This is a genomic window from Microbacterium sp. JZ101, from assembly GCF_053903175.1.
This window is the reverse complement of sequence record NZ_CP096400.1, coordinates 969,049-993,887: the sequence shown is the minus strand read 5'-3', so window position 1 is coordinate 993,887 and position 24,839 is coordinate 969,049. Positions and strand designations below refer to the sequence as shown.

The following is a 24,839-nucleotide window of genomic DNA, read 5'->3' as shown; positions in this document are numbered from 1 at the left end:
AAATCCAGGGAAAACGAGACATGCGGATGGTGCGGATCAGCTCTCGCGGACGGCGAGAGGGCCGCGGTGCAGGAGATGGGCGGCCGCCTGTGCCACGGGCCGCACGGTCACGAGGTCGAGGTTCACATGCCCGGGCGCCTCGAGGGCGTACGCGATCACGTCGGCCACGTCCTCGGCGGAGAGCGGGCTGTCGACGCCCGCGTACACGGCCTCCGCCGCCTCCCGGTCGCCGCCGAGGCGCGTGAGCGAGAACTCCTCGGTGCGCACCATCCCCGGCGCGATCTCGATCACGCGCAGCGGCTCGCCGTTGAGCTCGAGCCGGAGGGCGTCGACGATCATCGACTCCCCGGCCTTCGCGGCGTTGTAGCCGGCGCCGCCGGGATATGCGCGCTGAGCAGCCGTCGACGTGACGAAGAGCAGGTCGGCGTGGCCCGCTCCCCCGCGCACCGCGTCGCGCAGCTGCGGCAGGAGAGCCCGCACGAGCCGCTGCGCGGACAGGACGTTCGCCTCGAACATCCACGTCCACTCGTCGGCGTCGCCGTCCTCGACGCGGTCGGTGCCGCGCGCGCCGCCCGCGACGTGCGCGAGCGCGTGCACGCCGCCGCTCGCGGCGAGATGCGCGGCCAGGGCGTCGACGTCGGCCTGCCGGGTGAGGTCGGCGGCGAACACGTCGGCGCCCGTCTCCGCGGCGAGCGCCTCGAGGCGCTCGGCCCGCCGGGCGACGCCCGTGACGTCCCATCCGCGCGAGCGCAGCAGGCGCACCGTCGCCGCGCCGATCCCCGAGCTCGCTCCCGTCACGACCGCACGCCTGTTCGCCATCCGTCCAGTATGCCGTCCCCGACCGAGGGCGCACCGTGACGGCCTGTGACGAGCCGTGACGGCATGCGACGCGCGATATGACGCCGCGTGTCCCGTGCGTTGCCCGGGCACCGCGGGTTCCGTACTGTCGCAGTCATGCCCGAAGGCGGGCATCCCCGAGCAGATCCCACGACCATCCTTCGAGCAGGAGACACGCATGAGCGAGAACTGGCGCTTCGAGACCACGCAGATCCACGCCGGCGCGCAGCCCGACCCCGTGACCGGGGCCCGCGCGACGCCGATCTACAACACGACCTCGTACGTGTTCCGCGACGCGGACCACGCGAAGAACCTCTTCGCGCTCGCCGAGTTCGGCAACATCTACACGCGCCTGCAGAACCCGACGCAGGATGTCGTCGAGCAGCGCATCGCGGCGCTCGAGGGCGGCACGGGCGCGCTCCTCGTGGCGAGCGGCCAGGCCGCCGAGACCTTCGCCGTGCTCAACATCGCGCAGGCCGGCGACCACATCGTGTCCTCGAGCTCGATCTACGGCGGCACCTACAACCTCTTCAAGTACACGCTCGGCAAGCTGGGCATCGAGGTCACCTTCGTCGAGAACCAGGACGACCCCGAGCAGTGGCGTGCAGCGGTCCGCCCGAACACGAAGCTGTTCTTCGCGGAGACGATCGGCAACCCCGCCATCAACGTCCTCGACATCCGCACGGTCGCCGACATCGCCCACGAGAACGGCGTGCCGCTCATCGTGGACAACACGATCGCGACGCCGTACCTCATCCGCCCGTTCGAGCACGGCGCCGACATCGTCGTGCACTCCGCGACGAAGTTCCTCGGCGGGCACGGCACGGTCCTCGGCGGTGCGATCGTCGACGGCGGCCGCTTCGCATGGTCGCAGAACGTCGAGAGGTTCCCGGGTCTCACCGAGCCCGACCCGTCGTACCACGGCGCGAGCTACACGACCGCCGTGGGCGACGAGCTCGCGTACATCATCAAGGCGCGCGTGCAGCTGCTGCGCGACCTCGGCTCGGCGATCGCCCCGCAGAGCGCGTGGCAGCTCATCCAGGGCATCGAGACGCTGTCGCTGCGCATCGAGCGCCACGTGCAGAACGCCCAGGAGATCGCGGAGTGGCTCGAGAACCACCCCGACGTCGCGACGGTCAACTACGCGGGTCTCCCGTCGTCGCCCTGGTACGCGAACGCGAACCGCTACGCGCCGAAGGGCGTCGGCGCCGTGCTGTCGTTCGAGCTCAAGGGCGGAGTCGACGCGGGCCGCGCGTTCGTCAACTCGCTCGGCCTGTTCAGCCACCTCGCCAACATCGGCGACGTGCGCTCGCTCGTCATCCACCCCGCATCGACGACGCACTCGCAGCTCACCCCCGAGCAGCAGCTCACGAGCGGTGTGACGCCGGGACTCGTGCGCCTGTCGATCGGCCTCGAGAACGTCGACGACCTCAAGGCCGACCTCGAGCAGGCGCTCGTCGCGGCCCGCGAGACGGCGGCGGCCGCTCGGGCCTGACCCGCGAACACGATGGATGCCCCGGGCGCGCGCCCGGGGCATCCGCCGTATCCGGCGACGCGTAACAGTGGCGGGGGCGCCCCGCAGAGCACGGGAGAATGGACGGATGGACTGGCAGATCTCCGAGGACACGGTGCCGTCTGCTCCCGTCACGGAGGCCGACGCCCGCTCGATGGCCGGCCGTCCGCCCGCGACGGGAGCGTGGCTCGACGGCGATCCCGTGGGGGATCGCCGGTTCGCCGCGTTCGGACCGCTCACGACCGAGAGCGGTGCGGAGCTGCCAGGGTTCCGCCTCGCGTACGAGACGTGGGGCGACCTGAGCCCCGCCCGCGACAACGCGGTGCTCATCCTGCACGCGCTGACCGGCGACAGCCATGTCCGCGGCCCCGCCGGCCCCGGGCATCCGACCGCGGGATGGTGGGACGCGCTCGTCGGGCCGGGTCTCGCGATCGACACCGACCGGTGGTTCGTCATCGCCCCGAACGTCCTCGGCGGATGTCAGGGCTCGACCGGGCCGGCGAGCATCCATCCCGACGGCGAGGCCTGGGGCTCGCGCTTCCCGTATCTCACCATCCGCGACCAGGTCGCCGCGCAGGTCCGACTCGCCGACGCCCTGGGCATCGACCGCTGGGCCGCCGTGATCGGCGGCTCGATGGGCGGCATGCACGCGCTCGAATGGGCCGTCGGGCTGCCCGACCGCGTCGAGCGGCTGGCCATCCTCTCCTCGCCCCCGATCAACACGGCCGACCAGATCGCCCTGAACTCCGTTCAGCTCGAGGCGATCGAGATCGATCCCCGATTCGCGGGCGGCGACTACTACGACGCGGCACCCGGTGAGGGGCCGCACCGCGGTCTCGCGCTCGCCCGTCGGATGGCCCTGCTGAACTACCGCAGCCCCACCGAGCTCAATCAGCGGTTCCAGCGGTCGTGGCAGTCCGACGTCAGCCCCCTCGGCTTCGGCGGCCGCTTCGCGGTGGAGTCGTACCTCGACTTCCACGGCAACAAGTTCACGCGCCGCTTCGACGCGAACACGTACATCCGGCTCGTGGAGGCGATGGACTCGCACGACGTCGGCCGCGGCCGCGGCGGGGTCGAGGAGGCCCTGTCGGAGGTCACCGCGACGACGCTCGTGCTGGGGATCGACAGCGACCGGCTCTTCCCCGTCGACGGGCAGCACCGCATCGCGCGGAGCATCCCGAACACGCTCGACGGGCAGGAGTCGGTGGTGCTGCACAGCGACTTCGGCCACGACGGGTTCCTCATCGAGACCGAGGCCGTCGCCCACCACCTCGGCCGCCTGTTCGCGGCGTAGCGCGGGTCAGTCCCAGACGCCGGTCGCGAGGAAGCGGTCCATCCGCTCGCGGTGCGGCGCGAGGTCGTGCCCCTGCGCGGCGACCCACGCGTCGTCGTGGTACGTGTGGGCGTAGCGCGCGCCGCCGTCGCAGATGAGGGTGACGACGCTGCCCCGCTCCCCCGCCGCGATCATCCGCGCGATGATCTGGAACGCGCCGACGAGGTTGGTGCCGGTCGAGCCGCCCGCCCAGTGCAGCGTGCGCTCCCTGAGGAGGCGGATGGCCGCGAGCGACGCCGCGTCGGGGATCGGGAGCACCTCGTCGATCACTCCGGGGACGAACGACGGCTCGACGCGCGGGCGCCCGATGCCCTCGATGCGGCTCGGCATGCCCGTCGTGTGGTCGGAGCGCCCGGTGCGCCATCCGCCGTAATACGCGGAGTTCTCCGGGTCGACGACCGCGATCCGGGTCGGATGGCGGCGGTAGCGCACATAGCGGCCGAACGTCGCGCTCGTGCCGCCGGTTCCCGCGCCCACGACGATCCACGCGGGGACGGGATAGCGCTCGGCGGCGAGCTGCTCGAACACGCTCTCGGCGATGTTGTTGTTGCCGCGCCAGTCGGTCGCGCGCTCGGCGTACGTGAACTGGTCGAGGTAGTACCCGCCGCTCTCCGCCGCGAGGCGCTCCGCCTCGGCGTACATGTCGCCGGGGACGTCGACGAAGTGGCAGCGCCCTCCGTAGAACTCGATGAGCTCGATCTTCTCGGGGCTCGTCGCCCGCGGCACGACCGTCACGAAGTCGAGCCCGAGCATGCGCGCGAAGTACGCCTCCGACACGGCGGTCGATCCGCTCGACGCCTCGACGAGCGTCGTCCCCTCGTCGATGCGCCCGTTCACGAGCCCGTAGAGGATGAGCGATCGCGCGAGACGGTGCTTGAGCGAGCCGGTCGGGTGCACGGACTCGTCCTTGAGGTACAGGTCGATGCCCCACTCCGACGGAAGCGGGAAGACGTGCAGGTGCGTGTCGGCGCTGCGGTTCGCATCGGCCTCGAGCAGGCGGATGGCGTCGCGCACCCAGGTGCATCGGTCGGTCACGCCTTCGACCCTACGCGGCGTCCTGCGCCGCGAGCGGATGGCCCGGGCTCAAACCGTGGGGATGGGCGAGGTGCCCGTGTCCTCCGAGGAGAAGGATGCGAGCATCCGCGCGTCGGAGCGCCGCTCGGCCGCGAAGGCGACGAGCGCGATCGCCATCCCGACGAGCGAGAGGACGACGCCGACCCACACCGGGGCGACGTACCCCCATCCGGCGGCGATCACGGCGCCGCCGAGCGCCGCTCCGAGGCTGTTGCCGACGTTGAGCGCCGAGTGGTTGAGGGCGGCGCCGATCGCCTGGTGATCGCGCGCGACATCGAGCAGGCGCAGCTGCACGGTCGGCGTGGCGGTGGCGGAGACGGTCGCGAAGACGAACAGGCCGATGACGAGCGCGACGGTGAGGTGGGCGACGACGCCGACGAGGGCCGACGCGCCGGCGAGCGCGAGCAGACCGTAGACGAGGGTGCGGCGCACGCTGATGTCGGCGAGCAGGCCGCCGAGCAGGTTGCCGATCGTCATGCCGAGCCCGATGGCGACGAGCGCGATCGACACGACCCACTCCGCTGCCCCGGCGACCTCGGTCACGAGGGTCGCGACGTAGCTGTACACCGCGAAGAACGCGCCGAAGCCGATCGACCCGATCGCGACCGTGAGCCAGACCTGGGGGATGCGGAAGATGCCGAGCTCGTGGCGGACCGTGCGACCCGCGTCACCGGGCTGCGCGGGCACGAAGAAGGCGATCATGAGCAGGGCGAGCAGGAAGACCGCCCCGACGACGACGTAGGCGGCGCGCCATCCGAGCTGCTGACCGAGGAGCGTGCCGCCGGGCACGCCGACCACGTTGGCGATCATGAGGCCGCTCATGACGATCGAGATCGCGCGGCCGCGCTTCTCGGGGCCGAACAGGTCGGCCGCGACGACGGCGGCCATGCCGAAGTAGGCGCCGTGCGGCAGACCCGACAGGAAGCGCGAGAGGCCGACGAGCTCGAACGTCGGCATGATGACGGTGAGCGCGTTGAAGACGAGGAGCGCGAGGGCGAGGGCGATGAGCACGCGGTGACGCGGGAACCGCGACACGAACGCCGCGATCGTCGGCGCTCCGATGACGACGCCGAGCGCGTAGAGGCTGATCAGCACGCCCGCCTGCGCGACGGCGTCCTCGGGGCTCGCGGCGTGGACGGCCGGGAGGAGGTCGCCGGCGATGCGCGGCAGAAGCCCCATCGAGACGAACTCGGTCATGCCGATGCCGAAGGCGCCGATGGCGAGCGAGAGGAGCGCCCACATCGCCGCACCCCTCGACGTGGTGGTCGAGGTGGTCACCAGGAGAGTCTACGGGCCGTGCGCGGCGCCGCTCTCACCCGAGACGGAGGAAGCCGGCGTCCCGCAGTCTCCGGGTGGCGACATCGTCGATGCTCGTCCGGACCGTGGAGAAGCTCGCGTCCGCCAGCTGCAGCATCGACCAGACGAGGACCGGCACGAACAGCGTGCGGATGAGCATCGCCCATCCGGCCTTCCAGAATCCGATGCGCGAGCCATCCGCGATCCTGACGAGACGCGTCCCCGTGAGCAGTCCGCCCAGCGCGCGCCCGTCCTGGAAGAACCAGCCGTAGAGGAGCGGCAGCACCACCAGCAGGATGACGATGACGCCGACAGCGCCCTCGGCGGCGTTCGGCCCCGGCGTGGTGGAGGCCGCGACCCCCGCGGACACGGCGCACCCGACCACGAGCGCGACGTCGATCAGCCAGGCGAGGAACGCGCGGCCCCACTGGGCGTCGATGTAGAGCCCGCCGTCCTGGAAGGTGCGCAGTCGAAGCGCGGGCTCCTCCCCGAGCGACGGCGCGACCTGCGCGCGCACGCGGTCGAGGGCCCCGTCCGACGGAGAGCGCGTCACCGGGCGTACCTCTCGTGCGCGGTGCTGAGCAGCTGCAGGGCCTCGTCCTCCGTGAGCCCCTCGATGCCGGGCAGGAGCAGGCAGGGGACGTCGGTGCGCAGGTAGGGCCGCGGACCCACTCGGAGCCGCCACCACGCCGGCTGCCTGCTCACGCGCGCACGCCCCTGCGCAGTCAGCGGCATCACGGCGCAGATCCCGCCGATGTCGCCCTTCACGGGGATCCGGCGTCGCTCGGGCGCATCGACATCGGACCACGGGACCGGACCGATGCCGCGGAGCGTGATTCCAGCCGCCTCGACGACGACGGGCTGTCGCTCCGATCGCAGCCGATCGCCCATGAGCCGCGTGCTGATCATCAGGAGACCGCCGACCATGGCGCCCCAGAACACGGCGAAGGCGCCCACCGGCATGAGCGCCCACAGGCCGTCGTCGCGCAGCAGGAGACCCGCCACGACGCCGAGGGCGCCGAGCGCGGCGACGCCGAGCGCGACGCCCACCAGGATCCGGCGGCGCCGTAGCCAGCGGAGCACGGGATCCGACTCGCACCCCGTGAGCACCACGCGCCCGTGCACGCGGAGGCGCTCCAGCGCTCCCGCGAGCGCCGGCGACGCGGCGCCTGCCGTCATCGACCGCGCCTCAGTCCAGGTCTCCGATCGCGCGCTCGAGGCGCTCGATCTTGCCGTCGATCTCGCCGTGGTAGCCCGGGCGGATGTCGGCCTTCAGCACGAGGGAGACGCGGGAGCCGAACGGCATGACGGCCTCGGTCGCGCGGCGCACGACATCCATCACCTCGTCCCAGGTCTCGCCCTCGATCTCGGTGAACATCGACGTCGTGCGGTGCGCGAGGCCCGATTCGCGGACGACCTTGACGGCCGCGGCGACCGCGTCGTGCACGGAGCCGTCGGCGCTGCCGTCTCCCGAGGGAGCGACGGAGAAGGCGACGAGCATGGGATTCCCCTTTCGAAGGACGGTCAGGACTCCGCGAGCGCGACGGCGCGCGAACGGACGCGGACGGGCACGCGCGCCACGCGCGCGACCGCCCAGACGAGGAGGACGACGAGCAGTGCGTTGCGCGCCGTCAGGACCGACACGGCGAACGGCTCGGCGAGCATGACCCCCATGTAGAGGAGGGGGTACACGAGCTGGGTGAGGAGCGCGCAGCCCAGCGCGAGGAGAGCCGGCCCCCGAGCACGTCGCCGATCGACGACGAGCCACAGCGCGATCGGCGCGATGAGCCAGTCGTGGAACTGAGGGGAGCCGACCTTGTTGAACACCATGAACGCGAGAACGAGGGCCAGCGCGAGCGGCGGCACGAGCGAGCGGTACGCGGCGCCCCGGCGCGCCTGGACGACGCCGAGCACCGCGATCGCGGCGACCGCGGCACCGAGCAGCGGGGTCATCGCGGCGATGACGGCATCGACCTGCGGTCCCGTCACCTGGAAAGTGAGGATGTCGCGGTCGTAGAAGATCCACCAGTCCGGGATGTGCAGCGCGGCGCCCCAGAGGTAGAACGTGCTCACGGGCGCCTCGAGCTGGAGGCCGCGCCCCGTCTGCATCGTGACGAATCCGAGCAGGTGGGCCGCTCCCCCGCTCACCACGACGACCGCGACGACGAGGGCGGAGGCGACGGCAGCACCGACGAGCACGGCCCCTCGGCGGCGCATCGCGACCACGGCCGTGGCCACGAGCGCAGCCGGCCACACCTTGATCCAGGCGGCGGCCGTGAGGAGGGCGGAGGCGACGGTCGGCCGCGTCGCGAGGAGGAGCAGCCCGACGATCGCGATCGGCACCGTGATCGCGTCGAGCCGGAACATCCCGACCGGCCCGAGGAGGAGCGCGAAGCCGAGCCAGAACCACGCGGCCGTGCGGCGACCGCGTGATCGTCCGTCTCCGACGAGGAGCCAGAAGGCGACCGCGTCGCACAACGTGACGAGGATCGCCCACGCGAGGTCGTATCCGCCGATCCCGGCGAGCGCGTGTGCGAGCAGCATCGGCGCGAGGGCCAGCTGCGGGTAGACCCACGCCTCGGTGACGCCGACGATGCCGTCGCCCGCGAGGGCGCGCGCCGACCACGGCTCGTACACGAGGTGGACGTCGCCCATCGGCTGGTTGGGCATCCACCACCCGGCCGCCGCGACCCAGACGTGCACGAGCGTGAAAGCGATCCACAGCAGCATCCGCCTCGGCACGCCCCCATCCTACGGACCGCCCCTCCGGCCATCCGCCCCCGTGCATGTCTCGAAAGGGCACGGTTTCGGCGCGCCAATCCCTACCCGGGTGAGACATGCCGACCCGGGCCCGACCGCATGTCTCGAAAAGACACCCTTTCGGCGTGCCAATCCCCACCCGGGTGAGACATGCCGACCCGGGCCCGGCCGCATGTCTCGAAAAGGCACCGTTGCGGCGTGCCAATCCCTAACCGGGTGAGACATGCCGACCCGGGCCCGGCCGCATGTCTCGAAAAGGCACCCTTTCGGCGCGCCAATCCCTACCCGGGTGAGACATGCCGGCCCGGGCCCGACCGCATGTCTCGAAAAGACACCCTTTCGGCGTGCCAATCCCTGCACCGGTGAGACATGCCACGTCGGGCCCTGGGCGCACCCCGACCGCATGTCTCGAAAAGACACCCTTTCGGCATCCCTATCCCCACCCTGGTGAGACATGCCGGCTCCGCCCGGTCGCCGCCCGGCCGCCACCCCGGCGCCCGCCCCGCCCCGGCCGCCGCCCGGCCGCCACCCCGGCGGCCGCCCCGCCCCAGCCCCCGCATCAGCCCGAACCGCCCCCGAACACGCCCGCGCCGACTCAGGCGGCGAGCGCGGCGGCGAAGGCGGCCGGAAGCGCCTCGGCCACGTCGATCGCGGCGATCGGATGGCCGCGGCCGGAGGCGATGCGGCCAGCGGTCCCATGGAGCCATGCCGCGGTCGCGGCGATCGGGCCGAGCTCCTCGACGTCGAGCTCGCGCCCCGCGACGCGGGCGGCCGCCGCTGCTCCCGCGAGCAGAGCGCCCGCCGCTCCGGCCAGGACGTCGCCCGTGCCCGCCGACGCGAGCCAGGGCGTGCCGGAGCGGACGACCGTCCACCATCCTCCGGGCGTCGCCACGATCGTCGCGGCGCCCTTGAGGAGCACGACGCCGCCGAGCGCGACCGCGGTCTCGCGGACGACGAGCACGCGCTCTCGGAACGGGCCGCTCAGGCGCGGGGCGAGCGGATCCTCCTCGACGTCGTCGATGCCGAAGCCGAGCGGAATGCGCACCTCGCGCAGCTCCCCCTCGTGCGGCGTCACGATGAGCGGGCCCGTGGCCTCCGCGGCGAGGTCGAGCGCCCCCGCGTCGACGACGACGGGCAGCGGCCGGTCGCGCAGGATGCCGCGCAGCAGCCGCGTCTCATCCTCGCCGCGTCCGCGCGCGTCCACACCGGAGCCGATGACCCAGGCGTCGGCGCGCCCCGCGCCGAGCACGGTCTCGGGTCGGCGCTGCAGGACGAGACCCGCGACGTCCTCGGGGCCGTCCCACCGGACCATCCCGACGCCCGCGCGCCACGCGCCCTCCGTCGAGAGCACCGCCGCGCCCGGGTACGCGAGCGACCCCGTGCGCAGGGCGACGACGCCTCGGGAATACTTGTGGTCGTCTGCGGTTGGCACTCGCAGGACGCGGACCGCGTCCTGGGCGGTCCACTCATCCGAGTGCCATGCGTGTCCTCCCGGCATGCCGCCACCCTACTCGCGCTGTGCGCGGCGCCGACGAGCGCCGCCGGATCGGAGCACTGTGAGCCAGCTGTTCAGCCCCCTGACCGTCCGCGAGACGACGTTCCGCAACCGCCTGTGGGTGTCGCCGATGTGCATGTACAGCGCCGAGGACGGCGTCGTGAACGACTGGCACCACGTGCACCTCGCGCAGTTCGCATCGGGAGGCGCGGGTCTGGTCATGAGCGAGGCGGCGGCCGTCTCGCCCGAGGGCCGGATCTCGCCGCGCGACGCGGGCATCTGGAACGACGCCCAGCGCGACGCGTGGGCCGAGGTCGTCGCCGCGATCCACGCGCGGGGCGCGCTCGCGGCCGTGCAGCTCGCGCACGCGGGTCGCAAGGGCTCGACCTGGTGGCCGTTCGCCGACGCAGAGGGCAGCGTTCCGATCGAGGAGGGCGGATGGCCCACGGTCGCCCCGTCTCCGGTCGCGTTCGACGGCTACGCGGTCCCGCAGGAGCTCGACGAGGCGGGCATCGCGCAGGTGATCTCGGACTTCCGCGCCGCCGCCCGGCGCGCCCTCGATGCCGGCTTCGACGTCGTCGAGGTGCACGCGGCGCACGGCTACCTCCTGCACGAGTTCCTCTCGCCGCTGTCGAATCAGCGCACCGACGGATGGGGCGGCTCGCCGGAGGGCCGGGCACGGCTCCTGCTCGAGGTCGTCCGCGCCGTGCGCGCCGAGGTGGGCGACGGCGTGCCCGTCTTCGTGCGCTTCTCCGCGACGGACTGGGCCCCGGGCGGGCTCGAGGTCGAGGTCGTCGCGACCGCGGCGACCTGGGCGCACGAGGCCGGCGCCGACCTCTTCGACATCTCCACCGGGGGTCTCGTGCGCCACCAGCGCATCGAGCCGGGACCGGGCTACCAGGTTCCGCACGCCGCGCGCATCCGCGAGCTCACGGGCCTCCCCACGGCGGCCGTGGGGATCATCACGTCGGGAGAGCAGGCCGAGGAGGTGCTCGCCGAAGGCGCAGCCGACGCCGTCTTCGCGGGCCGCGAGTTCCTGCGGGATCCGCACTTCGCCCTCCGTGCGGCGGCCGAGCTCGGCGAGCCGGCCGACGCGCTGTGGCCGCCGCAGTACCTGCGCGCGCACCGCGAGCGCGTGGCGGCACGACGCTGAGCGAGACGCGCGTCCAGAGGCGTGCCGTATCATGAGCGGCACGATGGACGACCCTCCGAGTTACAGACGATCGCCCCACTGCCCGCCCTCCGAGCCCCTCGGAGGTGACGAATGATGGATTACGTCTTCCTGGGCGTGGGGCTCATCCTGACGATCGGAACCGGTCTGTTCGTCGCGAGCGAGTTCGCGCTCGTGAACCTCGACCGCGCCGAGCTCGAGGCGCGCCAGTCGCGCGGCGAGAGCCGCCTGTCGCTCACGATCCGCGCGCTGCGGCACACGTCGACGCACCTGTCGAGCGCCCAGCTCGGCATCACGCTGACGACCCTGCTCACGGGCTACACGCTCGAGCCCGCGTTCTCGAACCTGCTGCGGCCGGTCCTCCTCGGCTGGGGGGTCGCCGAGCCGGCGGTCGCGCCCATCGCGACCGTCGTGGCGATGGCCGTCGCGACCATCCTCTCGATGATCCTGGGCGAGCTCGTGCCGAAGAACTTCGCGCTCGCGCTGCCGCTGGCCACGGCCAAGGTGGTCGCGCCGTTCCAGATCGCGTTCACCGCCGTGTTCCGGCCCGTGATCGCCCTGCTGAACGGCAGCGCCAACGCCGTGCTGCGGGCGATGGGCATCGAGCCCAAGGAGGAGCTCTCGGGCGCCCGCTCGGCCGAGGAGCTCTCGAGCCTCGTGCGGCGCTCCGCTCTCGCGGGCGTCCTCGAGGAGGACACCGCGACCCTGCTCGACCGGAGCCTCACGTTCGCGCGACTCAGCGCGGGCGACGTCATGACGCCGCGGCCGCGCGTCCACGCGGTCGCGGCCGGCGACTCCGCCGACGAGGTGATCCAGCTCGCGCGGCAGACCGGGCACAGCCGGTTCCCCGTGTACGACGAGTCGATGGACGACATCGTCGGCATCGTGCACCTCAAGGCCGCGGTCAGCGTTCCGCGCGAGCGGCGAGGCGACGTGCCGGCGGCCGCCCTCGCGAACGAGCCGCTGCGCGTTCCCGAGACCGTGCACCTCGACGCCCTCATCGCCGAGCTCCGGGTCGGCGGCTACCAGATGGCCGTCGTCGTCGACGAGTACGGCGGCACGGCGGGCGTCGTGACCCTCGAGGACCTCGTCGAGGAGATCGTCGGCGAGGTGTCCGACGAGCACGACCGCCGCCCCGCGGGGGTCGTGCGCCACCGCGACTCGGTGACCTTCCCCGGTCAGCTCCGCCCCGACGAGCTGCGCGACCGCGCGGCCGTCGAGGTGCCGGAGGACGACGCGTACGACACGGTCGGCGGATTCATCATGAGCGTGCTCGAGCGCGTGCCCGTCGTCGGAGACGCCGTGCGCGTCGACGACGGCACACTCACCGTGGAGCGGATGGACGGGCGCCGCGTCGACCGCGTGCGCTTCACCCCCGACCCGCTCCCCGAGGGCGCTGAGGACGAGGAGGGCCGGCGATGAGCGACTGGGCCGGACTGGCATGGCTCGTGGTGCTGCTGCTCGCGAACGCCTTCTTCGTCGGCGCCGAGTTCGCCGTCATCTCGGCGCGGCGCTCGCAGATCGAGCCGCTCGCCGAGAAGGGCTCGCGCGCGGCGCGCACCGCGCTGTTCGCGATGGAGCACGCGACGCTCATGCTCGCGACCTCGCAGCTGGGCATCACGATCTGCTCGCTGCTCATCCTGAACGTCTCGGAGCCGGCGCTGCACCACCTCCTCGCGGTGCCGCTCGGGCTCACCGGGATGGCCGAGGCGGCCGTCGACACGATCGCGTTCGTGATCGCGCTCGTGTTCGTCTCCTACCTGCACGTCGTGTTCGGCGAGATGGTCGCCAAGAACATCGCGTTCTCGGTTCCCGACCGCGCCGTGCTCCTGCTCGCGCCGCCGCTCGTGTGGGTGTCGAAGGTCTTCCACCCCGTGATCTGGGCCCTGAACTGGCTCGCGAACGCGGTGCTGCGCCTCTTCGGCGTCGAGCCGAAGAACGAGGCCGCATCGACCTTCACCCTCGACGAGGTCGCCACGATCGTCGCGCAGTCGCGCCGCGAGGGCGTCCTCGACGACACCGCCGGCACGGTCGCGGCCGCGGTGGAGTTCACCGACAAGAAGGCGAAGGATGTCGCGGTGCCGCTCGCGCGGATCGTGACGCTTCCCGAGCAGGTCACGCCCGACGAGGTCGAGCGCGCGGTGGCGAAGCACGGCTACTCGCGGTACGTGATCGTCGACGACGCCGGCGATCCGGTCGGATACGTCCACCTCAAGGACATCCTCCGCGCCGCGAACGGCGACGATCCGGATGAGAAGGCCGCGCGCCCCATCCCGCCCAAGCGGATCCACGCGATGGTGCCGGTGCAGGAGACGACCGACCTCGAGGACGCGCTGGCGATCATGCGCCGCGCCGGGCGCCACCTGGCCCGGGTGCGCGACGCCGAGGGCACGACGACAGCCGTGCTCTTCCTCGAGGACATCATCGAGGAGCTCGTGGGCGAGGTCCACGACGCGACCGAGCGCTCCCGCCGGCGCTGACGCGACGCCCCGGCGCTCCCCGTCACCAGCTGACGGGGAGCGCCTTCCCCTCCTCGTAGCCCGCCGCAGACTGCAGGCCGACGCGGGCGCGGTCGTGGAACTCCGCCACGGTCGCGGCGCCCGCATACGTGAACGACGAGCGCACGCCCGAGGTGATCATGTCGACGAGGTCCTCGACGCTCGGGCGGAGCGGGTCGAGGTAGATGCGCGACGACGAGATCCCCTCGGCGAACAGCTCCTTGCGTGCACGCTCGTAGGCGTCGAGTCGGCCGAAGCGCTCCTGCACGGCCTTCGTCGAGGCCATCCCCCACGACTCCTTGAAGATGCGGCCGTCGGCGTCCGTCTGCAGCGAGCCCGGCGCCTCGATGGTGCCGGCGAACCACGAGCCGATCATGACGCTCGCGGCGCCCGCCGCGAGCGCGAGCGCGACGTCGCGCGGGTAGCGGACGCCGCCATCCGCCCACACGTGCGCGCCGAGGTCGCGCGCGGCCTCGGCCGTCTCGAGCACGGCCGAGAACTGGGGCCGCCCGACGGCGGTCATCATGCGGGTCGTGCACATCGCGCCGGGGCCCACGCCGACCTTGAGGATCGACGCGCCGGCCGACACGAGGTCGCGGACGCCGTCGGCCGTGACGATGTTGCCGGCCACGACCGGGATGCCGAGGCCCAGGCCCGCGACGACGCCGAGCGCGCGCAGCATCCCCTCCTGATGCCCGTGCGCGGTGTCGACCACGAGCACGTCGACGCCCGCCGCCGCGAGCGCCCGGGCCTTCGCCTCGACGTCGCCGTTGATGCCGATCGCCGCGGCGACGACGAGGCGGCCGCCGGCGTCGACCGCGGGGCGGTAGAGCGTCGACCGGAGGGCGCTGCGGCGCGTCGCGGTGCCCACGAGCCGGCCCTTGCGCACGACCGTCATCATCTCGACATCGGCGTCCACGAGCAGGTCGAACGCATGCCGTGCGTCGGTGACGTCGTCGGCGTCGATCGACGGCACGGGGCCGCGCACGAGGTCGCCGAGCGCGGCGTCGGGAAGCGCGGTCGCGAGCCGAGACGCCGGCAGCATGTTGCGGATGTCGGACACGTGCGGGAGCTCGCCATCCGCTCCCTCGCCGCGACCGACGACGATGCCGTGCCCCTCGAGCGGCGGCAGCACGCGACGCGCCTCCTCGACCGTCGTCTCCGGCGCGAGGATGAGCGGCGTGTCCCAGTGCACCGGCTGCCGCTTCACCCAGCGGATGGCCGCATCGAGGGCCTGAAGGGGCATGTCCTGCGGGAGCACGCCGAGCCCGCCGCGGCGCGCGAGGGCCGCCGCGAGCCGCGGGCCCGTCACGGAGTTCATGTTGCTCGACACGAGCGGGATGGTCGCGGTCGTGCCGTCACCCGGCGCGAGGTCGACCTGGAGGCGGCTCGTGATCGCCGATCTGCGCGGCGCGAGGAAGACGTCCGAGTAGGTGAGATCGACCGTCGGGGGCTCGCCGATGAATTCCATGTCGCCCACGGTAGCGCCGCCCTGTCGGAACGCGGCGGCGCGCGACTGTGCGTGCCATCAGAGCGCGTCGCCTCAGGGCGTTCCGCGCGGCGAGTGGGCTAGGCTGGATGCCTGAACGCACGCGCATCGTCCCGGTGCGAAGAGACCGCCTCGGGAGGTCCGGTTCGGGGGTTTTCCGCATCGGAGCATGCGTGCCATCGATTCAGGGACGAAAGTGGGCGATCCTGCCGTGTCAAGCCGTGTGACGGGCGTCGGTACCTCGAGCGAAGACGAGTTCGGTGCCAACGAGTGGCTCGTCGAAGAGCTCTATGAGCAGTTCAAGGTCGACCGCAACGCGGTCGACAGGGAATGGTGGCCGATCCTCGAGGCGTACGGCGCAGGCGCCGGCGCGCCCGCGGCTCCGGCTGCTCCGACCGCGACGCCCTCGGGCGGGCCCGCGCATCCGCCGACGGCGCCGATCCCCGTCGTCGGGCAGCAGCCGGTCGCGCGCACGACGGCGCGCCCCGCGGCGCCCGCGCCCATCCCGGCCGACCAGCCCGTCTCGAAGCCCGCGAACGGCGACGACCAGCGCGAGGCCGAGGAGGACAGGGTCACCGTCCTCAAGGGCATGACCAAGACGCTCGCGAAGAACATGGACGAGTCGCTGACCGTCCCGACCGCGACGAGCGTGCGGACCATCCCCGCGAAGCTGATGATCGACAACCGGATCGTCATCAACAACCACATGGCGCGTGCACGCGGCGGCAAGGTGAGCTTCACGCACCTCATCGGGTGGGCGCTCATCCGCGCGCTCAAGGAGTTCCCGAGCCAGAACGTCTTCTACGCCGAGATCGACGGCAAGCCGTCGGTCGTCGCCCCCGCGCACATCAACCTGGGCATCGCGATCGACCTGCCCAAGCCCGACGGCTCCCGCGCCCTCATGGTGCCGAGCATCAAGAAGGCCGACACGCTGACCTTCAACGAGTACCTCGCCGCCTACGAGGACCTCGTCAAGCGCGCTCGCGCGAACAAGCTCACCGCGGCCGACTTCGCGGGCACGACGATCTCGCTCACGAACCCCGGCGGCATCGGCACCGTCCACTCGGTGCCCCGCCTCATGAAGGGCCAGGGCTGCATCATCGGCGCGGGCGCCCTCGAGTACCCGGCCGAGTTCCAGGGCGCGAGCCCGAAGACGCTCAACGAGCTCGCGATCGGCAAGACGATCACCCTCACGAGCACCTACGACCACCGGGTCATCCAGGGCGCCGGGTCGGGCGAGTTCCTCAAGAAGGTGCACGAGCTGCTGCTCGGCGAGCGCGACTTCTACGAGGAGATCTTCGCGGCCCTGCGCATCCCCTACGCGCCGATCCACTGGAACCCCGACGTCGCCGTCGACCTCTCCGAGCGCATCGACAAGACCGCGCGCGTGCAGGAGATCATCAACTCCTACCGCGTGCGCGGCCACCTCATGGCCGACGTCGACCCGCTCGAGTACGTCCAGCGCGAGCACCACGACCTCGACATCGAGTCGCACGGGCTGTCGTTCTGGGATCTCGACCGCGAGTTCGTCACGAACGGCTTCGGCGGCAAGCGCCAGATGAAGCTGCGCGACGTGCTCGGCGTGCTGCGCGACACGTACTGCCGCACCGTCGGCATCGAGTACATGCACATCGCCGACCACGAGCAGCGCGAGTGGTTCCAGCAGAAGCTCGAGGTCAAGTACGTCAAGCCGGACCACGACGAGCAGCTGCGCATCCTCCGCAAGCTCAACGAGGCCGAGGCGTTCGAGACCTTCCTCCAGACGAAGTACGTCGGCCAGAAGCGCTTCTCGCTCGAGGGCGGCGAGTCGCTCATCCCGCTCCTCGACCGCATCCTGCAGGGCGCGGCCGACGGCGGGCTCGAGGGCGCCGCGATCGGCATGCCGCACCGCGGCCGCCTCAACGTGCTGACGAACATCGCCGGCAAGGCGTACGGCGAGGTCTTCCAGGAGTTCGAGGGCGCCCTGCCCGGCAACAAGCGCGGCTCGGGCGACGTCAAGTACCACCTCGGCACCCAGGGCACCTTCACGTCGGACGGCGGCTCCTCGCTCGAGGTGCTCCTCGCCGCGAACCCGTCGCACCTCGAGACCGTCGACGGCGTGCTCGAGGGCATCGCGCGCGCCAAGCAGGACCGCGGCCCGATCGCGTCGTTCTCGTGGCTGCCCGTCCTCATCCACGGCGACGCGGCCTTCGCGGGCCAGGGCGTGGTCGTCGAGACCCTGCAGATGTCGCAGCTGCGCGGCTACCGGACCGGCGGCACGGTGCACATCATCGTCAACAACCAGGTCGGCTTCACCACGCTGCCGCAGGACTCGCGGACCTCGTACTACGCGAGCGACGCGGCCAAGACCATCCAGGCGCCGATCCTCCACGTGAACGGCGACGACCCGGAGGCCGTCGTGCGCGCCGCGGAGCTCGCCTTCGAGTACCGCGAGCGCTTCCACCGCGACATCGTCATCGACCTCGTCTGCTACCGCCGCCGCGGTCACAACGAGGGCGACGACCCGTCGATGACGCAGCCGCTCATGACCGACCTCATCGAGGCGAAGCGCTCCGTGCGCCGCCTGTACACCGAGGCCCTCGTCGGCCGCGGCGACATCACCGAGGAGGAGTACGAGCAGGCGAAGGCCGACTTCCAGAACCGCCTCGAGGTCGCGTTCGCCGAGACGCACGCGGTCGAGACGGGGGCGAACCCCGTCGTCACGCCCGAGGTCGAGCAGGACCCGGTCGTCGGGGAGCCCGACGTCACCGGCGTCCCGGTCGAGGTGATCCACCAGATCGGCGATGCGCACGCGAACAAGCCCGAGGGCTTCACGGTGCATCAGAAGCTGCAGCAGCTGCTCGACAAGCGCGTGCAGATGAGCCGCGAGGGCAAGATCGACTGGGCGTTCGGCGAGCTCCTCGCGTTCGGATCGCTCCTGCTCGAGGGCACGAACGTCCGCCTCGCGGGCCAGGACTCGCGTCGCGGCACGTTCGTGCAGCGCCACGCGGCGTTCCACGACCGCGTGAACGGCCAGGAGTGGCTGCCGCTCGTCAACCTCTCGGAGAGCCAGGGCCGCTTCTGGGTGTACGACTCGCTCCTCAGCGAGTACGCGGCGCTCGCGTACGAGTACGGCTACTCGGTCGAGGCCGAGGAGGCGCTCGTTCTCTGGGAGGCGCAGTTCGGCGACTTCGTCAACGGCGCGCAGTCGGTGATCGACGAGTACGTCTCGTCGGCCGAGCAGAAGTGGGGCCAGGAGTCGGGTGTCGTGCTCCTCCTCCCCCACGGGTACGAGGGCCAGGGCCCCGACCACTCGTCGGCGCGCATCGAGCGCTTCCTGCAGCTGTGCGCGCAGGACAACATGACGGTCGCGCGTCCGTCGACGCCCGCGTCGTACTTCCACCTCCTCCGCCGACAGGCGTACGCGCGGCCGCGCAAGCCGCTCATCGTCTTCACGCCGAAGGCCATGCTGCGTCTGCGCGGGGCGACGAGCGAGATCCAGGACTTCACGCAGGGCCGCTTCCAGCCGGTTCTCGCCGACGACCGCCCGATCGACAAGGCGGGCGTCACGAAGGTGCTCCTGCACTCGGGCAAGATCCACTGGGATCTCCGCGGCGAGCTCGAGAAGAACCCCAACCCGACGATCGCGCTCGTGCGCCTCGAGCAGTTCTACCCGGCGCCCGTCGAGGCGCTGCAGGCCGTGCTCGCGGAGTACCCGAACGCGGAGATCGTCTGGGTCCAGGACGAGCCCGAGAACCAGGGCGCGTGGCCGTTCATCTCGCTCGAGGTCGCCGGCCGTCTCGGCCGCACGATCTCGGTCGTCTCGCGCCCGGCTGCCGCCGCGCCGTCGACCGGGTCCTCGAAGATCCACGCGGTCGAGCAGGCCGAGCTGATGGGCCGCGCGCTGGCCTGATCCGCACGACGAAGCGGCCGGTCATCCCTCGGGATGGCCGGCCGCTTCGTCGTGCGGTGCGGATGCCGCGAGCTCAGTACCAGATGCTGAGCGACGGCGGCTGGGCGGGCCGGAACGCGACGTCGAGCGCCGCCGCGACCGCGCGGTCGCCCGCCATGCGACGTGCAGCGAGGAGACCGAGGGCGGGCACGCCCCCGAGGAAGATCGAGGACAGCTGCGCGATCCCGAGCAGGATGTCGGGCGCCGCGTCCGTCGGCGCGACGTGCGCACGGCCATCCGCGCCGATCTCGAGGCGCCACGTGCCCGTCGTGAGGTCGAGCGGGTCGGTCACCTCGAGCGTCGCCGTCGCCGGTGCAGAGTACGTGCGCGCCTCGAGCGCGCGCGGCACGTCGAGGATGCGCAGCCAGCCGTGGTCGCGGATGGTCTGCACGGCGCCGCGCTCGTCGCTCACGAGCCAGCGGAGCGGGTCGTCGACGGGCCGCAGGTCGGTGCGGACCTCGGCCACGAGATCGTGCTGGAGGGCGAAACGCAGGAGGGCGGCGGTCGCGTCGTCGGTCTCGGCCGCGAGATGGCGGATGTCCAGGCGCGCGAGCGCGAAGTCGCTCTCGCCCTCGGCGATCCGGTAGGCCATCGCGCCCCGCACGGCGCCGTCGGCGTCGACATACCGCACGCCGCGGACGCTGTCGCCGTCCTTCACCGAGGAGGACAGGCCGGCGTGCTGCCGCCAGCGGCGCGGCCATCCGGCGATCTCGCCCGCGCGCAGCGTGCGCTGACGGTCGTGCACCTCCCCGAGGTCGCGCGCGAGCTGCTCGCGGCTCACGAACTCGACGCGGCCGTCGGGCTCGCCGCCGGACCATCCCGCACGCCGCACATCGATCGTCCACCGGCTCATGGGGATCGCCGATCCGAAGCCGTACCGGCCGTAGATGGTGGTCTCGGTCACGGTCAGCCCCGCCATCGCGAGGCCGGCCTCGGCCGCGGCGCGCACCTCGCCTTCGAGCATGGCCCGCGCGATGCCGCGCCGCCGGTGGGTCGGCGACACGGTCACACCGCTGATCGCCCACATGTCGAGCTCGCCGCCGGGGATCGTCAGCGGCGTGACCCACGAATCGACCGTCGCGACCGGGATCTCCGGCTCGGCGATCGACGCGTCGAACACGGCCGTGTACCGGCGGTCGGCGAGCTGGGTGTGCTGCTCGGTGAGCGACTCGTCGTTCACCTCCGGGCCGAGGAATCCGCGCGACACGGCTTGGAGCGTGCGGCCCAGCGCGTCGCGGTCCGCCCCGTCGACGAGCCGGTAGTCGAGGCCGGCGGCGGCGAGGCGCGCGTGAGAGGTCGGGTCGGCGGGAACAGTGCGTGCGTCGATGGGGCTCACCGCACCAGCCTACGGGCGGGCGCGGACGCCGGGTCCGAGCCGCCGCCCGCGGCTACAGGCGCGGAGCGGCGCAGGATGGCCCGCGGTGCGTCGCCCGAAGAGGGTCAGGCCCCGCGCGGGCGCACGACGACGGGCACGGCGTCGACCGACAGCGTCACCCGCTCGCCCACCTCGAGCCGCTCGGACGCGGCGTGCTGCACGCGGACGAGCGCCGTCGCGCCGTCCGCCGTCTCCACCCGCACGACCGAGCGGCGCATGCTGCCGAGGAAGGTCGATTCGACGACCGTGCCGAGCACGCTCCCGCCCAGGCGCACGTTCTCGGGGCGCACGAACGCCTCGACCGACCCGTCCACGGCGTCGCCCAGGATGGGCGCCCGCGTGCCCAGAACCTCGACGAACCCGCTCCGGGCGACGGCGGGGACGATGGACGAGAGCCCGACGAACGCGGCGACGCCGGGCGTCGCGGGGCGCAGATAGAGATCTTCCGGCGTGCCGATCTGCTCGATGCGCCCCGCGTCCATGACCGCGATCCGGTCGGATACGGCGAGCGCCTCCTCCTGATCGTGGGTGACGAACACCGTCGTGATGCCGAGCCTCAGCTGCAGGGCGCGGATCTCGTCTCGCAGCTGCACCCGCACCTTCGCGTCGAGTGCCGAGAGCGGCTCGTCCAGCAGCAGCACGCGGGGCTCGGTGACGATGGCCCTCGCGAGGGCGACGCGCTGCTGCTGGCCACCCGACAGCTGGTGCGGATACCGATCGGCGAGATGCTCGAGCCCCACGAGCCGCAGCGCGTCGAGCGCGCGCCTCGCGGCCTCGACCTTGGCGACGCGGCGCCGCTCGAGCCCGAAAGCCGCGTTCTGCTGCACCGTGAGGTGAGGGAAGAGCGAGTACGCCTGGAACACCATGCCGAGGTCGCGCCGATTGGTCGGGACGGTCGACACGTCGGCACCGTCGATGCGGACGACGCCGCTGGTCGCCTGCTCGAGCCCCGCCAGGATGCGCAGGAGCGTCGTCTTGCCGCAGCCGGATGGACCGAGCAGGGACAGGAACTCGCCGGGGCGGATGTCGAGGTCGACGCCGTGGAGAACGCGCGTCGACCCGAACTCCTTCACCACGCCCTGGAAGGCGACCGGGACGCCCTGCCCCCGGGCCGCGAGCAGCGCATTCTCGTCCTTGTCGATCGCGTCGATGGTCATGCAGAGGTCCTTCCGGAGCGGGCGCGCCCCGCGCGCCCGATGACGATGAGCAGTGCGAACGCGAAGACGAGCGACAGCAGCGAGAGGATGACCGGCGCCCACGGGTCCTGCTTGCCGACCACGACGAGGGCGGTCTGGAGGTTCTGACGGCCGAGGATCGAGGCGATCGTGTACTCGCCGAGCACGACGGCGACGGAGATGAGCGACGCGGCGAGGAGCCCCGGCCGCAGGTTGGGCGCGATCACCCGGAGGAGGGTGGTCCCCCAGCCCGAGCCGAGTGTGCGCGACGCCTCGGACAGGGTCCGGAGGTCCACCGCGTCGATGGAGGCCTGGATCGCGCGGTAGGCGAACGGCAGGACCGTGATGCCGTAGGCGAACGCCAGCGTCCACACCCCCGTGCCGATCGCACGTCCGATGCTCTGGTAGATCGGAGCGAGTCCGACCACCACGACGATCGCGGGGATGGAGATCGGCAGCAGCACGACGAACTCGAAGAGCCGTCGCAGCCGGGGGAAGCGGAGGTTCACGAGCACGACGGTGGGCGCGACGAGCGCGAGCACGATGACGACGGTGACCGCGGCGAGGAGGAGCGAGTTGCCGAGTCCGGTCCAGATCGGACGATAGGTCCCCGCGTTCTCCGGGTCGAAGAGGGCGGTCCAGTGCACGAGCGAGTAGCCCTCGCCGTCGCGCAGGGAGTACTCGACCATCGACGCGATCGGGATGGCGAACACGGCGAGGAGCACGACGCCGATGATCCAGCGCGTCGCGGCACTCGGAGCGAAGGGCGGGGCGCTCATCGCCGCCACCTCGCCGCTCGGCGCTGGATCGCGGAGTAGCCCCACATGCAGGCGGACACGACGGCGATCATGCCGAGCGCGAGGGCGCCCGCGAGGTTCTCGCGGCCGAGGACCGTCTCGCTCGTGAGGGCGGCGCGGATCTGCAGGGGCACGATCTGCGCTCCCTGGCTGGCGAGCGCGGCAGCCGTCGCGTACGAGGAGAAGGCGTTGGCGAACAGCAGAAGCAGGCTCGCGAGGAACGCCGGCGACAGAACCGGGATGCCGATCCAGCGCCAGAAGCCGAAGCGCGTGCCCCCGAGGGTGAGGTTCGCCTCGGCCCAGGCCGGCTGCAGCGCGTTCATCGCGGGCATGAACGTGATGACCATGAGCGGCACCTGGAAGAAGAGGTACGTCGGGACGAGGCCGGGCAGGGCGTACAGCCAGTTGCCGCCCGCGTGGATGTCGACACCCGCCAGATCGAGGATGAGCCGGGTGATGAGCCCCTGCGCGCCGAGTGTCGCGATGAACGCGAACGCGAGCATGACGCCGCCGAACTGCGCGAGCACGCTCGCCGCGGCGTCGACCGCCGTGCGCGTTCGCCCGCCCTCGGGCAGGCCGAGCATCGCGTAGCAGGCCAGTGCACCGAGGACGGCGCCGACGATCGCCGTGAGGGCGGAGAGCCAGATGGAGTTGCCGAAGGTCCGCAGGATCGTCGGCTCGAGCAGGCCGGCGACGTTGTCGAGGGTGAGTGCTCCGTCGCCGTCGAGGAAGCCCGTCCCGATGGCGATCGCCGTCGGGAGGAGGAGGAACACGAGGACGTACGCCGCGAAGGGGACCAGGCCGAGCGCAGCCGGGTCGAACCGCCGGCGTCGAGGCGCGGACGGAGGGGGCGCCGACGCGACGGTGGACGCCCCCTCCGCGAGGACTGCGGTCGTCACTCGACGGCCGCGGCCCAGGTCTCGCCGAGGAGGGTGCCCGCGGCCTCCGACTGCTCCTCCGTCGGCACGACCGTCTCCTCAGGCGCCTCGGGCAGCGCGGCGTAGAGCTCCTCGTCGATCGTTCCCGCCGCGGCCATGGCCTCGGCGCGGACCGGGCGGGCGCCGCCCTTCAGCCACAGGTTCTGGACCTCGTCGCTGTAGAGGAACTCCTGCCACAGGCGCGCGGCGGCCGGGTGCGGCGCGTCGGCGTTGATCGCCTGGTTGTAGTACCCCGCGTAGCCGACGCCGTCGAGGACGACCGTCTTCCAGTCGGGGTTCTCGGCGCTGTGCGCGGCGTTCAGGTAGTCCCAGTCGAACACGACGGGGGTCTCGCCCGAGGCCACGGTCGCGGAGGTGACATCGACCTTGAGGAGGTTGCCCGCTGCGTTGAGCTCCGAGAAGAAGTCGATGCCGGGCTGGAAGTCGTCGAGCGTGCCGCCCGACTGGACCGTCGCGAGGCCCACGGCGGCGAACGCCGCGCCGGCCTGCGTGGGGTCGCCGTTGATCGCGACGGAGCCGGCGAACTCCGAGCCGAGCAGGTCGTCGAGCGAGGTCGGCGCGTCGAACGACGACGCGTCGTACCCGATCGACATGTACCCGCCGTAGTCGCCGACGAAGAGGCCCTCCGGGTGCTTCAGCTCGTCGGGGATGTCGTCCCACGTCTGCACGCGGTACGGCGCGAACGCGTCGGTGTTCTGCAGAGCGACGGTGAGGCCGAGATCGAACACATCGGGTGCGGTGTCGAGCCCGGCGTTCGCCTCGGCGGCCTGGATCTCCTCGGCGCTCGAGACGTCGGGCGACTGCTCCTCGATCGCGATCTCGGGGTAGCGCTCGGCGAACAGGTCGAGGATCTCGCCGTAGTTCGCCCAGTCGCGCGGCAGGGCGATCACGTTGAGCGCGCCCTCCGCCTTCGCGGCTTCCTCGAGCGCCTCGAACGATCCGAAGTCCTCGACGCTCGTCGCGGACGCCGCATCGATGCCGTCGGACGCAGCGGCGTCGTCGGAGCCGGCGGGGGCGCAGCCCGCGAGCGCGAGCGACGTCGCGGCGAGAAGGCCGAGGGCGGCGAGGGCAGGGCGTGGTGACATGGGGACCTCCGGAAGGTGCGGCAGGGAAGCGCGCTCGGGTGCGCGCAGGCGCGACCGTACGGAGGCGGGATG

Annotated in this window: 20 protein-coding genes; 6 read left to right on the top strand and 14 right to left on the bottom strand. The window is 72.2% G+C overall.

Features of this window, described 5'->3' with window-relative positions; all coding sequences use genetic code 11:
- Positions 1–36: 36 nt before the first annotated feature.
- Positions 37–819, bottom strand: coding sequence for an SDR family oxidoreductase (locus M1D56_RS04545; RefSeq protein WP_456284825.1), 783 nt, complete (start codon positions 817–819; stop codon positions 37–39).
- A 196-nt stretch (positions 820–1,015) separates the two neighbouring features.
- Between M1D56_RS04545 and M1D56_RS04540 the strand changes: the two genes are divergently transcribed.
- Both M1D56_RS04540 and metX read left to right on the top strand, forming a co-directional pair.
- The gene (locus M1D56_RS04540) at positions 1,016–2,332 is read left to right on the top strand and encodes a bifunctional o-acetylhomoserine/o-acetylserine sulfhydrylase (protein WP_416383271.1); all 1,317 of its coding nucleotides are present in this window, start codon (positions 1,016–1,018) and stop codon (positions 2,330–2,332) included.
- 106 nt (positions 2,333–2,438) lie between these two features.
- A complete protein-coding gene (metX, locus tag M1D56_RS04535; protein ID WP_456284824.1) occupies positions 2,439–3,644 on the top strand; it encodes a homoserine O-acetyltransferase MetX in 1,206 nt (401 codons plus the stop codon).
- Between the two features lie 6 nt (positions 3,645–3,650).
- On the opposite strand, the gene cds1 is transcribed toward metX, so the two are convergent.
- The 7 genes from cds1 to M1D56_RS04500 form a co-directional block, all read right to left on the bottom strand.
- Positions 3,651–4,718: an L-cysteine desulfhydrase Cds1 gene (gene cds1, locus M1D56_RS04530; RefSeq protein WP_421075598.1), complete on the bottom strand. Its 1,068-nt coding sequence runs from the start codon at positions 4,716–4,718 to the stop codon at positions 3,651–3,653.
- Positions 4,719–4,766: 48 nt separating this feature from the next.
- Positions 4,767–5,999 carry an MFS transporter gene (locus M1D56_RS04525; protein ID WP_456285266.1) on the bottom strand — a complete coding sequence of 411 codons (1,233 nt, stop codon included), beginning with the start codon at positions 5,997–5,999 and terminating at the stop codon, positions 4,767–4,769.
- A gap of 70 nt (positions 6,000–6,069) precedes the next feature.
- Positions 6,070–6,606 carry an RDD family protein gene (locus M1D56_RS04520; protein WP_456284823.1) on the bottom strand — a complete coding sequence of 179 codons (537 nt, stop codon included), beginning with the start codon at positions 6,604–6,606 and terminating at the stop codon, positions 6,070–6,072.
- Positions 6,603–7,232 carry a hypothetical protein gene (locus tag M1D56_RS04515; RefSeq protein ID WP_456284822.1) on the bottom strand — a complete coding sequence of 210 codons (630 nt, stop codon included), beginning with the start codon at positions 7,230–7,232 and terminating at the stop codon, positions 6,603–6,605. Before M1D56_RS04515 ends, M1D56_RS04520 begins: the two co-directional genes overlap by 4 nt.
- A 10-nt stretch (positions 7,233–7,242) precedes the next feature.
- On the bottom strand, positions 7,243–7,554 hold the full coding sequence (locus M1D56_RS04510) for a thiamine-binding protein (RefSeq protein WP_271172286.1): 312 nt from the start codon (positions 7,552–7,554) through the stop codon (positions 7,243–7,245).
- A 23-nt stretch (positions 7,555–7,577) separates the two neighbouring features.
- Positions 7,578–8,795, bottom strand: a complete 1,218-nt coding sequence (locus M1D56_RS04505) for a hypothetical protein (protein ID WP_456284821.1) — start codon at positions 8,793–8,795, stop codon at positions 7,578–7,580.
- Positions 8,796–9,408: 613 nt separating this feature from the next.
- On the bottom strand, positions 9,409–10,311 hold the full coding sequence (locus tag M1D56_RS04500) for an ADP-dependent NAD(P)H-hydrate dehydratase (protein ID WP_282978162.1): 903 nt from the start codon (positions 10,309–10,311) through the stop codon (positions 9,409–9,411).
- Positions 10,312–10,369: 58 nt separating this feature from the next.
- On the opposite strand from M1D56_RS04500, the gene M1D56_RS04495 reads away from it, so the two are divergent.
- From M1D56_RS04495 to M1D56_RS04485, 3 genes are all read left to right on the top strand, one after another.
- Positions 10,370–11,461, top strand: coding sequence for an NADH:flavin oxidoreductase/NADH oxidase (locus M1D56_RS04495; protein WP_456284820.1), 1,092 nt, complete (start codon positions 10,370–10,372; stop codon positions 11,459–11,461).
- A gap of 114 nt (positions 11,462–11,575) precedes the next feature.
- Positions 11,576–12,901, top strand: a complete 1,326-nt coding sequence (locus M1D56_RS04490) for a hemolysin family protein (RefSeq protein WP_324012093.1) — start codon at positions 11,576–11,578, stop codon at positions 12,899–12,901.
- Complete coding sequence (locus M1D56_RS04485) at positions 12,898–13,959, top strand: hemolysin family protein (RefSeq protein ID WP_271172291.1); 1,062 nt, start codon at positions 12,898–12,900, stop codon at positions 13,957–13,959. The genes M1D56_RS04490 and M1D56_RS04485 overlap by 4 nt, the downstream gene beginning before the upstream one ends.
- Positions 13,960–13,981: 22 nt before the next feature.
- Here M1D56_RS04485 and guaB1 read toward each other — a convergent pair whose 3' ends face one another.
- Positions 13,982–15,448 carry a GMP reductase gene (gene guaB1 / locus M1D56_RS04480; protein WP_456284819.1) on the bottom strand — a complete coding sequence of 489 codons (1,467 nt, stop codon included), beginning with the start codon at positions 15,446–15,448 and terminating at the stop codon, positions 13,982–13,984.
- Positions 15,449–15,677: 229 nt separating this feature from the next.
- Here guaB1 and M1D56_RS04475 point away from each other — a divergent pair, with 229 nt between their 5' ends.
- Positions 15,678–19,358, top strand: coding sequence for a multifunctional oxoglutarate decarboxylase/oxoglutarate dehydrogenase thiamine pyrophosphate-binding subunit/dihydrolipoyllysine-residue succinyltransferase subunit (locus M1D56_RS04475; RefSeq protein WP_456284818.1), 3,681 nt, complete (start codon positions 15,678–15,680; stop codon positions 19,356–19,358).
- A 73-nt stretch (positions 19,359–19,431) separates the two neighbouring features.
- Here the strand turns inward: M1D56_RS04475 and M1D56_RS04470 are convergent, their stop codons facing one another.
- The 5 genes from M1D56_RS04470 to M1D56_RS04450 form a co-directional block, all read right to left on the bottom strand.
- Positions 19,432–20,733, bottom strand: a complete 1,302-nt coding sequence (locus tag M1D56_RS04470; RefSeq protein ID WP_456284817.1) for a GNAT family N-acetyltransferase — start codon at positions 20,731–20,733, stop codon at positions 19,432–19,434.
- Positions 20,734–20,837: 104 nt separating this feature from the next.
- On the bottom strand, positions 20,838–21,929 hold the full coding sequence (locus M1D56_RS04465; RefSeq protein ID WP_456284816.1) for an ABC transporter ATP-binding protein: 1,092 nt from the start codon (positions 21,927–21,929) through the stop codon (positions 20,838–20,840).
- Positions 21,926–22,726, bottom strand: coding sequence for an ABC transporter permease (locus tag M1D56_RS04460; protein WP_456284815.1), 801 nt, complete (start codon positions 22,724–22,726; stop codon positions 21,926–21,928). The genes M1D56_RS04465 and M1D56_RS04460 overlap by 4 nt, the downstream gene beginning before the upstream one ends.
- On the bottom strand, positions 22,723–23,643 hold the full coding sequence (locus tag M1D56_RS04455; protein WP_456284814.1) for an ABC transporter permease: 921 nt from the start codon (positions 23,641–23,643) through the stop codon (positions 22,723–22,725). The genes M1D56_RS04460 and M1D56_RS04455 overlap by 4 nt, the downstream gene beginning before the upstream one ends.
- Positions 23,640–24,767 carry an ABC transporter substrate-binding protein gene (locus M1D56_RS04450; RefSeq protein WP_271172297.1) on the bottom strand — a complete coding sequence of 376 codons (1,128 nt, stop codon included), beginning with the start codon at positions 24,765–24,767 and terminating at the stop codon, positions 23,640–23,642. The genes M1D56_RS04455 and M1D56_RS04450 overlap by 4 nt, the downstream gene beginning before the upstream one ends.
- Between the last annotated feature and the right edge of the window lie 72 nt (positions 24,768–24,839).

Excerpts from the sequence above, each read along its gene's own strand:
- M1D56_RS04545 (WP_456284825.1), bottom strand. The coding sequence starts at position 819 with ATGGCGAACAGGCGTGCGGTCGTGACGGGAGCGAGCTCGGGGATCGGC.
- M1D56_RS04540 (WP_416383271.1), top strand. The coding sequence starts at position 1,016 with ATGAGCGAGAACTGGCGCTTCGAGACCACGCAGATCCACGCCGGCGCG.
- metX (WP_456284824.1), top strand. The coding sequence starts at position 2,439 with ATGGACTGGCAGATCTCCGAGGACACGGTGCCGTCTGCTCCCGTCACG.
- M1D56_RS04525 (WP_456285266.1), bottom strand. The coding sequence starts at position 5,999 with ATGTGGGCGCTCCTCTCGCTCGCCATCGGCGCCTTCGGCATCGGCATG.
- M1D56_RS04515 (WP_456284822.1), bottom strand. The coding sequence starts at position 7,232 with ATGACGGCAGGCGCCGCGTCGCCGGCGCTCGCGGGAGCGCTGGAGCGC.
- M1D56_RS04510 (WP_271172286.1), bottom strand. The coding sequence starts at position 7,554 with ATGCTCGTCGCCTTCTCCGTCGCTCCCTCGGGAGACGGCAGCGCCGAC.
- M1D56_RS04500 (WP_282978162.1), bottom strand. The coding sequence starts at position 10,311 with ATGCCGGGAGGACACGCATGGCACTCGGATGAGTGGACCGCCCAGGAC.
- M1D56_RS04490 (WP_324012093.1), top strand. The coding sequence starts at position 11,576 with ATGGATTACGTCTTCCTGGGCGTGGGGCTCATCCTGACGATCGGAACC.
- M1D56_RS04485 (WP_271172291.1), top strand. The coding sequence starts at position 12,898 with ATGAGCGACTGGGCCGGACTGGCATGGCTCGTGGTGCTGCTGCTCGCG.
- guaB1 (WP_456284819.1), bottom strand. The coding sequence starts at position 15,448 with ATGGAATTCATCGGCGAGCCCCCGACGGTCGATCTCACCTACTCGGAC.
- M1D56_RS04465 (WP_456284816.1), bottom strand. The coding sequence starts at position 21,929 with ATGACCATCGACGCGATCGACAAGGACGAGAATGCGCTGCTCGCGGCC.
- M1D56_RS04460 (WP_456284815.1), bottom strand. The coding sequence starts at position 22,726 with ATGAGCGCCCCGCCCTTCGCTCCGAGTGCCGCGACGCGCTGGATCATC.
- M1D56_RS04450 (WP_271172297.1), bottom strand. The coding sequence starts at position 24,767 with ATGTCACCACGCCCTGCCCTCGCCGCCCTCGGCCTTCTCGCCGCGACG.